The organism is Ruegeria sp. BHSB172 (assembly GCF_059613165.1).
The window spans coordinates 1-12,414 of record NZ_JBXWRZ010000065.1; the positions used below are offsets into that span (position 1 = coordinate 1).

17 protein-coding genes are annotated in these 12,414 nt (G+C 62.6%); 14 read left to right on the top strand and 3 right to left on the bottom strand.

Annotated elements, in window-relative coordinates:
* A partial coding sequence (locus AC2FM3_RS17020) for a twin-arginine translocation signal domain-containing protein (protein WP_496684226.1) occupies positions 1–70 on the bottom strand: 70 nt, incomplete at its 3' end.
* Positions 71–315: 245 nt separating this feature from the next.
* Here AC2FM3_RS17020 and AC2FM3_RS17025 point away from each other — a divergent pair.
* Positions 316–1,146 (top strand): IclR family transcriptional regulator, encoded by an 831-nt coding sequence (locus AC2FM3_RS17025; RefSeq protein WP_496684193.1) that lies wholly within the window; start codon positions 316–318, stop codon positions 1,144–1,146.
* A gap of 6 nt (positions 1,147–1,152) precedes the next feature.
* Here AC2FM3_RS17025 and AC2FM3_RS17030 read toward each other — a convergent pair whose 3' ends face one another.
* Complete coding sequence (locus tag AC2FM3_RS17030) at positions 1,153–1,530, bottom strand: winged helix-turn-helix transcriptional regulator (RefSeq protein ID WP_496684195.1); 378 nt, start codon at positions 1,528–1,530, stop codon at positions 1,153–1,155.
* Between the two features lie 113 nt (positions 1,531–1,643).
* On the opposite strand from AC2FM3_RS17030, the gene AC2FM3_RS17035 reads away from it, so the two are divergent.
* The 12 genes from AC2FM3_RS17035 (at position 1,644) to AC2FM3_RS17090 (ending at position 11,470) form a co-directional block, all read left to right on the top strand.
* Positions 1,644–2,252 carry an NAD(P)H-dependent oxidoreductase gene (locus tag AC2FM3_RS17035; RefSeq protein WP_496684198.1) on the top strand — a complete coding sequence of 203 codons (609 nt, stop codon included), beginning with the start codon at positions 1,644–1,646 and terminating at the stop codon, positions 2,250–2,252.
* Positions 2,239–2,958, top strand: coding sequence for a glutathione S-transferase family protein (locus tag AC2FM3_RS17040; protein ID WP_496684199.1), 720 nt, complete (start codon positions 2,239–2,241; stop codon positions 2,956–2,958). The genes AC2FM3_RS17035 and AC2FM3_RS17040 overlap by 14 nt, the downstream gene beginning before the upstream one ends.
* Before the next feature lie 222 nt (positions 2,959–3,180).
* Positions 3,181–5,160, top strand: coding sequence for a bifunctional 2',3'-cyclic-nucleotide 2'-phosphodiesterase/3'-nucleotidase (locus AC2FM3_RS17045; protein ID WP_496684202.1), 1,980 nt, complete (start codon positions 3,181–3,183; stop codon positions 5,158–5,160).
* Between the two features lie 248 nt (positions 5,161–5,408).
* On the top strand, positions 5,409–6,239 hold the full coding sequence (locus AC2FM3_RS17050; protein WP_496684204.1) for an urease accessory protein UreD: 831 nt from the start codon (positions 5,409–5,411) through the stop codon (positions 6,237–6,239).
* 1 nt (position 6,240) lies between these two features.
* Entirely contained in the window at positions 6,241–6,543 is a 303-nt protein-coding gene (locus AC2FM3_RS17055; RefSeq protein ID WP_496684206.1) for an urease subunit gamma, read from the top strand.
* A gap of 11 nt (positions 6,544–6,554) precedes the next feature.
* On the top strand, positions 6,555–6,713 hold the full coding sequence (locus tag AC2FM3_RS17060; protein WP_496684208.1) for a hypothetical protein: 159 nt from the start codon (positions 6,555–6,557) through the stop codon (positions 6,711–6,713).
* The gene (locus AC2FM3_RS17065) at positions 6,710–7,015 is read left to right on the top strand and encodes an urease subunit beta (protein ID WP_170341542.1); all 306 of its coding nucleotides are present in this window, start codon (positions 6,710–6,712) and stop codon (positions 7,013–7,015) included. The genes AC2FM3_RS17060 and AC2FM3_RS17065 overlap by 4 nt, the downstream gene beginning before the upstream one ends.
* Positions 7,015–8,724: an urease subunit alpha gene (gene ureC, locus AC2FM3_RS17070; RefSeq protein WP_496684210.1), complete on the top strand. Its 1,710-nt coding sequence runs from the start codon at positions 7,015–7,017 to the stop codon at positions 8,722–8,724. Before AC2FM3_RS17065 ends, ureC begins: the two co-directional genes overlap by 1 nt.
* A 15-nt stretch (positions 8,725–8,739) precedes the next feature.
* Positions 8,740–9,186: an urease accessory protein UreE gene (locus AC2FM3_RS17075; RefSeq protein WP_496684212.1), complete on the top strand. Its 447-nt coding sequence runs from the start codon at positions 8,740–8,742 to the stop codon at positions 9,184–9,186.
* The gene (locus AC2FM3_RS17080; protein ID WP_496684215.1) at positions 9,170–9,823 is read left to right on the top strand and encodes an urease accessory protein UreF; all 654 of its coding nucleotides are present in this window, start codon (positions 9,170–9,172) and stop codon (positions 9,821–9,823) included. Before AC2FM3_RS17075 ends, AC2FM3_RS17080 begins: the two co-directional genes overlap by 17 nt.
* Complete coding sequence (gene ureG, locus AC2FM3_RS17085; RefSeq protein ID WP_496684218.1) at positions 9,820–10,455, top strand: urease accessory protein UreG; 636 nt, start codon at positions 9,820–9,822, stop codon at positions 10,453–10,455. Before AC2FM3_RS17080 ends, ureG begins: the two co-directional genes overlap by 4 nt.
* Before the next feature lie 175 nt (positions 10,456–10,630).
* Positions 10,631–11,470, top strand: coding sequence for an EamA family transporter (locus AC2FM3_RS17090; RefSeq protein WP_496684220.1), 840 nt, complete (start codon positions 10,631–10,633; stop codon positions 11,468–11,470).
* Positions 11,471–11,479: 9 nt separating this feature from the next.
* Here the strand turns inward: AC2FM3_RS17090 and AC2FM3_RS17095 are convergent, their stop codons facing one another.
* Positions 11,480–12,097: a TetR/AcrR family transcriptional regulator C-terminal domain-containing protein gene (locus tag AC2FM3_RS17095; RefSeq protein WP_490362398.1), complete on the bottom strand. Its 618-nt coding sequence runs from the start codon at positions 12,095–12,097 to the stop codon at positions 11,480–11,482.
* 127 nt (positions 12,098–12,224) lie between these two features.
* Between AC2FM3_RS17095 and AC2FM3_RS17100 the strand changes: the two genes are divergently transcribed.
* The coding region (locus AC2FM3_RS17100) for a ferritin family protein (RefSeq protein WP_496684223.1) at positions 12,225–12,414 on the top strand (190 nt) is incomplete at its 3' end.

Here is a 12,414-nt window from a genome sequence, read left to right on the forward strand (position 1 = left end):
CCGCAAGCGCACCTGCGCCCACAACGGCCGACCCGCGCAGAAAATTTCTGCGGTTCAAAGATTTTGTCATGTTTCCTCCCTTGGTTGGGCACTGACCGTTTGCGCGGTGCTGGCTCCGATCCGCCCTCCTGCGGATGCCTCAACGATAAGCCAGAATCCCATTTTTTCAAAAGATTTTGGAAATACCTGAAAAAAAGGCAGAAAAAATCGCATAACATTATGTTTTTGAACACTATTATATTTTTCATTTTTTTAATGTGCTCTGGCCGCTAAGTTAAAGGGACACGAATTTGACGAATTGATGCTTGGATTTCCATGACCGAACAAACGCCCGCCGCGCGCCGAGGACGTCCGCGCAGGAAATCTCCGATGGAAACGAACGATGTCTCACCGGTGATGGCGCTGGACCGCGGACTGCGTATCTTTTCGTGTTTGGCGGACATGCGCCGGGCGTCGCTTTCGGCGATTTCGACCGAGACCGGAATTCCGGCGCCAACTGTGCACAGGGCTTTGGCAACACTCCAAAATCGGGGTTTGGTGTCCCAGGACGGGACAGACGGAATGTGGCGCATCGGGCCACAGGCATACCGGATCGGCAACGCGTTTGAGCCCGGCTCGAACCTTCTTGAAATCGCACCGCCCGTCATGCGCACCCTCGCGGCGGAGACAGGCGAAACCGCCAATCTGGCCATCGAGAACGGAGGAGCGTTGCTGTACCTGGTTCAAGTCGAATCGGACAACCCGATCCGCGCCTCGATAAAGAACGGTACCACCACCAAGTTTCACACATCAGGTGTTGGCAAAATAATAATGGCACACATGGACCCCGGTCGTCTTGAGACCCTACTGCGCAAGTCGAAACTCGAGGCCCAGACACCGAAATCAATCACCGATGTCGCGCTATTGAAGCACGAACTGCAAAGATGCAGGGCACAAGGCTGGGCGATTGACGATGAAGAGCGCTTTCTGGGTATGCGTTGTATTGCGGCACCCATTTTCGATGTTTTGGGGCGCGTGATTGCCGGCCTGTCCATTTCCGGGCCCACAACCCGTTTTTCGGACGCCCAGCTTGAGGCGATGGCTGCTCGCGTCACGCGCGCCGCAGCCCAGATCTCCAACGGTTTGCAACAATCCCCCGAGGCATAGCGCCAGTCAGGTTTCACCGCCTGGTAATGTTTCGGTCCATTTCCGCAGCTCGTCTAGAAAACCGAGTGCAGTGCGCCCCAAATCCGTAACGGAATATTGCACCGAAACCGGCGAGGTTTCGAGCACTTGGCGGTGAACCAGCCCTTGTTGCTCCAATTGCCGCAGGCGTTCGGCGATCATCTTTTTGCTGGCCCCACCGATCATCCGCGAAAGGTCATTGAACCGCACCGGCTCGTCTTTGAGGTGCCATAGGATTGACCCGGTCCACTTGCCGCCGATGATCCGCATGCCGCGTTCGATGGGGCATGGTTCGCGGCACGCATCCACCGCTTGCCGCTTTCCTTGGTCGTCCTGTTCGATACGGGCACGCATCGCCTTCTCCAATCCAGTAGGTTACAAAAAGTAAACTGGTTGCAATTCCTCACTACTGTTCTCAAGTTCGGTTTCACCCCGGCCAAAGTCAAGGGGCAAGCAGTTTCAAAACCAAGGATATGAAGATGAGCAAGATCCAGATCGTGAACGGTACGCAGCCTTACGAGTTCGCACCTGGCCGCCTGAATGCGTCGCTGGTGCAACGGGCGCAGGACGCACTGGCCGGTATGGGCCACGAGGTGCGTATGACCACGGTTGCCGAAGGGTACGACATCAACACCGAGATCGACGCGCATGTCTGGGCGGATGTGGTCATCATGCAGTTTCCGGTGAACTGGATGGGTGTACCGTGGGTGTTCAAGAAATACATCGACGAGGTCTACACCGCGGGCATGGACGGCCGGTTGCTGGCCGGCGACGGCCGGACCGCCGAGGCGCCCAAGGCCAACTATGGCACCGGTGGCCTGCTGCACGGAACGAAATACATGCTGTCGGTCACCTTCAACGCCCCGCGTGAGGCGTTCGACAACCCGGCCGAGCCATTCTTTGCCGGGGCCAGCGTCGACGACCTGTTGTGGCCCATGCACCTGAACGCCAAGTTTCTGGCGATGCAGCCTTTGCCCACCTTCGCGGCCTTCGACGTGATGAAGAACCCCCGGATCGAACAGGATTTCCAGAGGTTCGACGCGCATCTGAAAGAGCATTTCGAGGAGATCGCGCATGTCGCGGCCTGATATTCACCTGTACACCGCGGCCACGATGAATGGCTACAAACCGGTGATCTTCTTGGAAGAGGCAGGCGTGCCCTACGACCTAACCCCCATCGACTTTTCCAAACAGGAACAAAAGACGCCGGCGTTCTTGTCGCTGAACCCCAACGGCAAGATTCCGGTGATCGAGGACCGAGAAGAAGGACGGGCGATTTTCGAAAGCGGCGCAATCCTGTGGCACCTCGCGCAGAAATACGGTCGATTCCTGCCCTCTGACCCCGTGCAGCAGTCCGAGGTGATGCAATGGATGCTGTTCCAGGTCGGACATGTGGGTCCGATGATGGGCCAGGCGATGTATTTCCAGCATATTGCCGCCCCCAACGGTCATACCGAACCGTTCTCGATCCGCCGCTACGTGGACGAAAGCCGCCGCCTGATGGAGGTGATGAATGATCGCCTGAATGGGCGCGACTGGATCGCGGCGGGGCAATTTACGATCGCGGACATGATGCTGTACCCCTGGGCGCGGGCCTATGTCTGGGCACGGGTTCAGGTCGATGACCTTCCGCATCTGAACGCATGGTTCGACCGCATCGACGCCCGGCCCGCAGTTCAGAAGGCGCTGACCATTCCCAAGGCCAATCCTCAGTTCTGGGATGCCGCGGCTGATGCCAGTGCCTTTGCGCGGGAAAACGCCGCGCGGTTTGCTGGCGACGTGAAAAAAGACTGAGGCCGCGGCCCGGGCGCCCCAGGCTGGGCCCGCACCACGGCGCGTTAGGCCCGCACCGCCCGAGCGCAGCTCGATGGCTGCGTGGACGCTTTACTCGGTTGTCAAAAGCGGTCAGTCTGAACCATCGGCGCGCCGGGTGATCCCCGCGGATCGCGCTGTCACGTCATTGTCGTCATTAACGTTCAGATGATGCGTCGACCAATTTATCTCGAGAGGTGCTTCATGACCCTATCCAGCAAATTCGCGATGTCGCGGCGTCAATTCCTGGCCACCACCACGGCTGGCGTCGCCATGGTTTCCCTGCACCCGTTTTCCGCCGCCGCCGCAAGCAATCAGGCGCATCTGCGGATCATGGAAACGACCGACATTCACGTTCACGTCTTTCCCTATGACTACTACGCCGACAAGCCGCGCGATACGGTAGGTCTGTCGCGCGCGGCCTCGATCATCAACCAGATCCGGGCCGAGGCCACAAACTCGATGCTGGTCGACAATGGCGACTTTCTTCAGGGCAACCCGATGGGCGACTACATCGCCTACGAGCGTGGCATGAACGATGGCGACACCCACCCGATCATCAACGCGTTCAACACGTTGGGTTATGATGCCGCGACGCTGGGCAACCACGAGTTCAACTATGGCCTGAGCTTTCTGGAAAAATCGCTGGCCGGGGCGCAGTTCCCGATCGTGCTGGCAAATATCGCCAAGGAACAGGGTGCAAATCCGCGCGCAGACAAGACGCTGGTGCAGCCCTATGTCATCCTCGACCGCGAGATCGAGCTGGGCGATGGCAGCAAGCAGCCGATCCGCATCGGCGTCATCGGCTTCACCCCGCCGCAGGTCATGAACTGGGACCGCCGCCACCTGGAAGGCAACGTGCAGGCCCGCGACATCGTCGAGACCGCCAAAGCCTTTGTGCCCGAGATGAAAGAGCAGGGCTGCGATCTGATCCTGGCCCTGTCGCATTCGGGCATCGGCGCGGCCGATCACGCGGACGGGATGGAGAACGCCTCGGTCCCGCTGGCCGGCGTCGATGGCATCGATGCGCTGGTGACCGGGCACAACCACCTGGTCTTCCCCTCGCCCACCTTCGCCGACCGTGCCGGCGTTGACGTGGACAAGGGCACGCTGATGGGCAAGCCGGCCGTCATGGGCGGGTTCTGGGGGTCGCATCTGGGCGTGCTTGACCTGCTGCTGGAACGCGACGGCAACGAATGGCGCGTGGTCACCACCACCTCCGAGGCCCGGCCGATTTCGAAGCGCAACGAAGACCGCTCGATCACCGCGCTGGTCAAGGACGACCCCAAGGTGCTGGCCTCGGTCGCGCAGGATCACGAGGAAACGCTGGCCTATGTGCGCCGCGCGGTGGGCAAGACCTCGGCCCCGCTGCACAGCTATTTCGCGCTGGTGGCCGACGACCCCTCGGTCCAGATCGTGTCGATCGCGCAAAAATGGTATATCGAAGAGATGCTGAAAGGCACCGAGCATGAGGGCCTGCCGATCCTGTCGGCCGCGGCACCTTTCAAGGCCGGTGGCCGGGGTGGCCCCGAATACTATACCGACGTCCCGGTGGGCGATGTGGCGATCAAGAACGTGGCCGATCTGTATCTCTATCCCAACACCGTGCGCGCGGTTCGCGTGAACGGCGCGCAATTGCGCGGCTGGTTGGAGCGTTCGGCTGGGATGTTCAACCAGATCGAGCCGGGTGCCAAGGATGCGCTGCTGCTGAACCCCGAATTCCCGTCCTACAATTTCGACGTGATCGACGGTGTGACCTATCAGATCGACCTGTCTCAGCCCTCGCGCTTTGGCCCAAAGGGCGAAGAGGTCAACCCCGACGCAGCGCGCGTCGTGAACTTGCAGTTCAACGGTGCTCCGGTGACCGACGACATGGAGTTCATCATTGCCACCAACAACTACCGCGCTTCGGGCGGCGGATCGTTCCCGGGCGCGATGGGCGACACCATCGTGTTCGAGGCCCCCGACACCAACCGCGACGTGATCGTGCGCTATATCGTCGAGCAAGGCACGATCGACCCCAAGGCCGACGGCAACTGGTCCTTCGCACCGCTGGGCGACACCACAGTTCTGTTTGAAACCGGCCCCAAGGCGCGTGATTACATCAGCGACGTCAAAGGGTTGGCGCTGGAAGACGCAGGCGACGGGGCAGACGGTTTCGCGGCCTTCCGCATCACGCTCTGACCGGCGACAGACACCGGATCGGGCGGCCAAACTGGCCGCCCTTTTCTTTTGGTTTGAGGCCGAGGACCGGATTATCACCCGCATTGGCGAAGTGATTATTCTTCGGGCGACAGGGGAAATAGTGCCCAGAAAATGGGCTAACGAGTATTCTGACCCAATTGCCTCTGCCGGGCTGCGCTGACTCGAGGAAATGGCTGTGGTGCTTTCGCATCCGACAGTCCTCTCGCCCGGAGTTTCCAATTACTTCTTTGTCCGCAATAACGCCCGCGCAAGCGATCGCCGCGCCTCCCCGTGCCGTCGGGCGGGGCGTGGTGTCCGTGGTTGGGCGCGCTGGCCGGACCGAGTTGCAGGACCTGCGCCAGCAAGGGTCGCTGAAGTTGCTGTTTCCACGGCGCGATGGCGCTGACATGCAGGCCGTGCTGGTCAATACCGCCGGCGGCGTCACCGGCGGAGACAGATTTGACCTGTCTGCCACCGCAGGGGCAGATTCGCGTCTGACCATAACCACGCAGGCGGCCGAGCGCGCTTATCGCGCGTCCGGAGCAGCTCCGGGCCAGATTCGGACACATCTGACCGTGGCTACGGGCGGCCAGTTGAACTGGCTGCCGCAGGAAACCATCCTGTTCGATGGTTGCGCGATCGACCGCCGCCTGCGTGTCGATCTGGCCCCCGATGCCAGCATGCTGCTGGTGGAATCCCTGATCTTCGGACGCGCGGCGATGGGCGAGCAGGTCACATCGGCCCACTTCCAAGACCGCATCGAAATCTGGCGCGCGGGCCGTTTGGCCCATCTGGACGCGCTGCGTCTGACCGGTGATCTGGCGGCGGAAATGGCCCGGCCGGGCGTTGGCGACGGCGCCGGCGCACTCAGCAGCCTGATACTGATCCGCCCGGATGCCGCCGCGCATCTGGACCCGATCCGCGCGGCCTTGCCTGACACCGGCGGCGTCAGCCTTGTGGGTGATGACATGCTGTTGATGCGCCTGCTGGCGCCCGACGGTTTCGCGCTGCGCCAGACCCTTGTGCCGATCCTGAACCGGCTGACCCGCAATTCCCTGCCAAGACCCTGGATGATCTGACATGCAACTCTCGCCGCGTGAAAAAGACAAACTGCTGATCGCCATGGCCGCCGAGGTGGCGCGCAAGCGCCTGGCCCGGGGCGTGCGTCTGAACTACCCCGAGGCCATCGCGCTGATCACCGATGCCGTGGTCGAGGGCGCCCGCGACGGCCGCTCGGTCGCCGACATGATGGAGGCCGGCGCGCAGGTCGTCACCCGCGACCAGTGCATGGACGGCATCCCCGAGATGATCCACGAGGTGCAGGTCGAGGCGACGTTTCCCGACGGCACCAAGCTGGTCACCGTGCACAACCCCATCCGCTGAAGGAGATGACGATGAAATACCCGGGTTTCCTGCCCTTCGCCCTGATGGCCGCACCCGCGCTGGCGCATGACGGGCCGCACCTGCACCCGCATGACTCGGGCACTTGGCTGGTGCTGGTCCTGCTGCTGGCGATCGGCGGCGTCGCATTTTGGCTGAAGGCGCGCAAATGATCCCCGGTGAGGTCATCACTGCCCCCGGCGAAATCGAGCTGAACGCGGGCGCGACGGCGATCACACTGATGGTGGCCAATACCGGTGACCGGCCTGTACAGGTGGGCTCGCACTATCATTTCGCCGAAACCAATCCGGCGCTGGACTTCGACCGGGCCGCCGCCCACGGCATGCGGCTGGACATCGCCGCCGGAACCGCCGTGCGTTTCGAACCCGGCCAGCGGCGCGAAGTGCAGCTGATCCCGATCGGCGGCGCGCGGCGCGTGTTCGGGTTCAACGGCGCAGTCATGGGAGACCTCTGATGCCAGCCCAGATCAAACGTTCCGACTATGCCGCCATGTACGGCCCCACCAAGGGCGACAAGGTGCGGCTGGCGGATACCGACCTGATCATTGAGGTCGAGCGCGACCTGACCACCTATGGCGAAGAGGTAAAGTTCGGCGGCGGCAAGGTGATCCGCGATGGCATGGGGCAGTCTCAGGCAACCCGCGCCGAAGGGACGGTGGACACCGTGATCACCAATGCGCTGATCGTTGACTGGACCGGCATCTACAAGGCGGATGTGGGCCTGAAGGACGGACGCATCGCCCGGATCGGGAAGGCGGGCAACCCCGACACGCAGCCCGGCGTGGAGATCATCGTCGGCCCCGGCACCGAGGCCATCGCCGGCGAGGGCCGCATCCTGACCGCCGGCGGGTTCGACAGCCACATCCATTTCATCTGCCCGCAACAGATCGAGGATGCGCTGCATTCCGGCCTGACCACCATGCTGGGCGGCGGCACCGGCCCGGCGCATGGCACGCTAGCCACTACCTGCACGCCCGGCCCTTGGCATATCGGGCGCATGCTGCAGGCGGCCGACGCCTTTCCGATGAACCTGGCCTTTGCGGGCAAGGGCAACGCCTCGCAGCCGGCTGCTCTGCGCGAACAGGTCCTGGCCGGGGCCTGCGCCCTGAAGCTGCACGAGGACTGGGGCACCACCCCTGCGGCCATCGATTGCTGCCTGTCGGTGGCCGACGAGATGGACGTGCAGGTGATGATCCACACCGATACGCTGAACGAAAGCGGGTTCGTCGAAAACACCGTGGCCGCCATGAAAGGCCGCACGATCCACGCCTTCCACACCGAGGGCGCGGGTGGTGGCCACGCCCCCGACATCATCAAGATCTGCGGCGAAACGCATGTGCTGCCCTCCTCGACCAACCCGACCCGGCCCTTTACGGTGAACACGGTCGAAGAGCATCTGGACATGCTGATGGTCTGCCATCACCTCGACAAATCCATCCCCGAGGACGTGGCCTTTGCCGAGAGCCGCATCCGGCGCGAGACCATCGCGGCCGAGGACATTCTGCACGACATGGGCGCCTTCAGCATCATCGCGTCCGACAGTCAGGCGATGGGCCGCGTGGGTGAGGTGCTGATCCGCACATGGCAGACCGCCGACAAGATGAAGAAGCAACGCGGGCGCCTGCCTGAAGAAACGGGCGAAAACGACAATTTCCGCGTGCGCCGCTATATCGCGAAATACACGATCAACCCGGCCATCGCGCACGGGCTGGGTACCCATATCGGCAGCATCGAGGAGGGCAAACGCGCTGATCTGGTGCTGTGGAACCCCGCCTTTTTCGGCGTGAAGCCCGAGATGGTTTTGCTGGGCGGCACCATCGCCTGTGCGCAGATGGGCGATCCGAACGCCTCGATCCCCACGCCTCAGCCGGTCTATTCCCGGCCGATGTGGGGGGCTTATGGCCGCTCGGTCGAGCAGGGCGCGGTGACCTTCGTGTCGGAAGCCGCGCAAGAGGACGGCATCGCCGCGCGTCTGGGCCTGGCCAAGCAGACCGTCGCCGTGCGCAACACGCGCGCGATCGGCAAGCGCGATCTGCGACTGAACGATGCCCTGCCCGAAATCGACGTGAACCCCGAAACCTACGAGGTACGCGCCGACGGTGAATTGCTGACTTGCCAACCCGCCGAAACCCTGCCCATGGCGCAACGCTATTTCCTGTTCTGAAAAGGGATGCCCTCGATGCTTGCCACATCACAGAAAATCCGCCGCAACGGTCAGTGGGACGAAACCCATGGCACCGTGACGCTGAACTACGAAGACCGCTTTCTGCGCCGCCGGATGCTGCGCACCACCCAGAACGAGGAGTTCCTAGTGGATCTGTCGCAGACGACCTCGCTGGACGGGGGGGACGCGTTCGAACTGGCCGATGGCCGCCTGATCGAGGTGGTTGCCGCCGAAGAGGACCTGTTCGCCGTCACCGGCCCCGATCTGACTCGGCTTGCCTGGCATATCGGCAACCGCCACACCCCCTGCCAGATCGAGCCCGACCGCCTGGTGATCCGCCGCGACCACGTGATCCGCGACATGCTGCTGAAACTTGGCGCGACGGTTCAAGACATCCGCGCGCCCTTCAGCCCCGAAGGCGGCGCATATGGGCACGGGCGGACGCATGGCCACAGCCACTGACCTTGATCTGCTGACGCTGACGCAGTGGCTGTCACCCGCCTACCCGGTCGGGGCTTTTGCCTATTCGCACGGTCTGGAACGTCTGGTTCAATCGGGCGCGGTGCACGATGCGGCCAGCCTGCGGGACTGGCTGCACGACGTGCTGGAACACGGTGCGGGATGGTCGGATGCCCTGTTTCTGACCGCCGCTTGGCGCGCCAAATCCGAGCTTGCCGTGGCCGAACTTGACGATATGGCCCGCGCCTTCGCCGGCCCCTTCGAGCGCAGGTTCGAGACCGCGCAACAGGGCGCTGCCTTCTGCGGTGTGACGGCAGCGGTCTGGGACATCGAACTGACGGATCTGACCTATCCCGTCGCCGTCGGCTGCGCCTCGCGCCACGCCGGTTTGCCGGTGGAACCGACCGCGCGGCTGTATTTGCATGCGTTCATCAGCAATCTTGTTTCGGCCGCGCAGCGGCTGATGCCCTTGGGCCAGACCGCTGCGCAAGGGGTGGTCCGAGACATGGCGCCCTTGTGCGCACATCAGGCCCACGCGGCGGTGGAGGCCGATCTGTCCGCCCTGTCCGGCACCGCCTTTCTGGCCGAGATCGCGGCCATGCAACATGAAACTCAACAACCAAGGATATTCCGCACATGAGCAGCATGAACGGCCCTCTGCGGGTGGGCATCGGCGGCCCGGTCGGTGCGGGCAAGACCAGCCTAACCGCCGCCCTCGCCCGCGCGCTGCGCGACACCCACTCGATCGGGGTGATCACCAATGACATCTACACGCAAGAAGACGCCGAGGCGCTGATGCGCATGCAGATCCTGCCGCAGGACCGGGTGATCGGGGTGGAAACCGGAGGCTGCCCGCATACGGCGATCCGCGAGGATGCCTCGATCAATCTGGCCGCGGTGGCCGAGATGGTACGCCGTCACCCCGAGGTCGAGATCGTCCTGATCGAATCCGGCGGTGACAACCTGTCGGCCACCTTCAGCCCGGAACTGGCCGATGTGACGATGTATGTGATCGATGTGGCCGCGGGCGAAGAGATCCCCCGCAAGGGTGGCCCCGCGATCACCCGGTCGGACATCCTGATCATCAACAAGATCGACCTTGCCCCGCATGTCGGAGCGGATCTGTCGGTGATGCAGCGCGATGCGGCCCGGATGCGCGGTGATCGGCCATTCGTATTCACCAACCTGCGGAGCGGTAGCGGAACGAGTGAAATCATCGACCTGTTGGACAAGATCGCCGGCATCGACGCCGGACGGCGTGCAACGGCTTAAGACCAGCAACGCGCCTTTGGACTCTTGCTGTTCCAGACTTAGGAACCTTGCGCGCGAAGGCCAATCCGATGTAACCGGAATCGACCACCGGCGCGGCCCCGCTGACAGCCCGGTGGGAGAAAGTTGCAGCCGGGCCGATCCTGCTTGGGGCCGCCCCATCACCTGAGGACCGCCGGTGAGCCCATTCGTCATCGCGATCATTCTGTCGGCTGCCATCCTGCACGCCGTCTGGAACGCCATCGTCAAAACTGCGGGCGACCGGACGACGACGCTGGGCCTTGTGGCCTTCGGGCATGTGATCCCGGCCAGCGTCATGATCCTTATCCTGCCCTTTCCGGGCGGCGAAAGCTTTGTCTACATCCTTTTGTCCACGGTGGTGCATTTCGGCTATTACTACATGCTGGGCAAAGCCTATCAGCATGGGGACCTCAGCGTCGTCTACCCGATCGCGCGGGGCATCGTTCCTGCGTTGGTGGCGCTGTGGGCCTATCTTTTGCTGGATGAGGTTCTGCCCCTGCAAGCCTGGATCGGCATCGGCCTGATCGCGGTCGGCATCCAGCTCAGCAGTTGGAGCTCGCTCCGGCAAGGGGTCGGCGGCGCAGCGCTGGGGTTTGCGGTGGGTACCGGACTTTGCATCTCGGTCTATTCGGTTGTGGATGGCATCGGGGTGCGGCTGTCTGGAAACACGCTCAGCTACTGGGCTTGGGGAGCGTTTTTGCATCTGTTCATCGCCGGATTTGTGGGCCTTCGACGGCGCCAGGTTCTGGCACAGCTTCCGGTGCGCACCTGGGCGATCGGCATCCTGGGCGGTTTCGTATCGATGCTGGCCTATGGGCTGGTGCTCTATGCCAAGAATTTCGCACCGCTGGGGGCGGTCTCGGCGTTGCGGGAAACCTCGGTGATTTTTGCGGCCCTGATCGGCTTCGTCTTCCTGCACGAAGGCTATTGGGTGCGCAGGCTGGGGGCCGCAGTTCTGATGGCGGGCGGTGTGGCGCTGGTTGGGCTGTCGGGTTGAGCCGATCCGTCAGGTGCCGTACCGCGCCATGAACATCTCGACCGCGTTCCTGGCCACTTCGTCGATTTCCTCGTCCGAGAACCGGGTCTGGATCCCCAAGGCCGCCAGCGTCCACAGGCGCACCTTGCACAGTTCGGCGAATTGTTCGGCGGCAAAATGCACGTCATCAATCGCCAGTTCGCCCTTGGCCACGGCTTTTTCCAGGTATTCGGCCATCTGGCGCTGGCCGTTGGCGGGGCCTGCCTCGTAGAACGCCTTGCCCAGTTCGGGAAACCGGTCGCGCTCGGCCACGCAGATGCGGAACACCTGCTGCGCGAAATCCGACACCAGAAACCGGGTCAGATGGGTTGCCGTGATCATCAACGCCTCGCGCACGGGCTTGGTCTCGTCGATCATGGCCAACACGTTTTCAGCCATACGGCAGCACTCGGTCTGCGCCACCTCGGAAAACAGAAGCCGCTTGTCGGGGAAATAGCTGTAGAGCGTGGCCTTCGATACGCCCGCCGCGCGTGCGATGTCATCGACGCTGGCGCCTTCGAACCCGTCCGCCATGAAAACCTCACGGGCGCCTTTCAGAACCTGGTCGAATTTCCGTCCGGTACGCACGATGGTGGCGGCTTGGGTCATGGTGTCTCCTTGGCTGGGTGGTGCTGCAAATCTATAAACCGTACAGTTCAGTTTCAACGGTTTTCGACAAGGGTTGAATGCCCGATCGCACCGGATATATTAGAACCATTCTAAAAATGGGGCAGAGATGCTGTTTTTCACCCAACGCAAACACTTCAAGGATCTGACCGAGCAGGAAATCCTCGCGCTTGCGATTTCGTCCGAAGAGGACGACGCGCGAATCTATCGGTCCTATGCGGAAATGCTGCGCCAGGACTATCCGGCGACGGCGAAGATCTTCGACGGCATGGCCGCCGAAGAGGACGAGCACCGCCGTC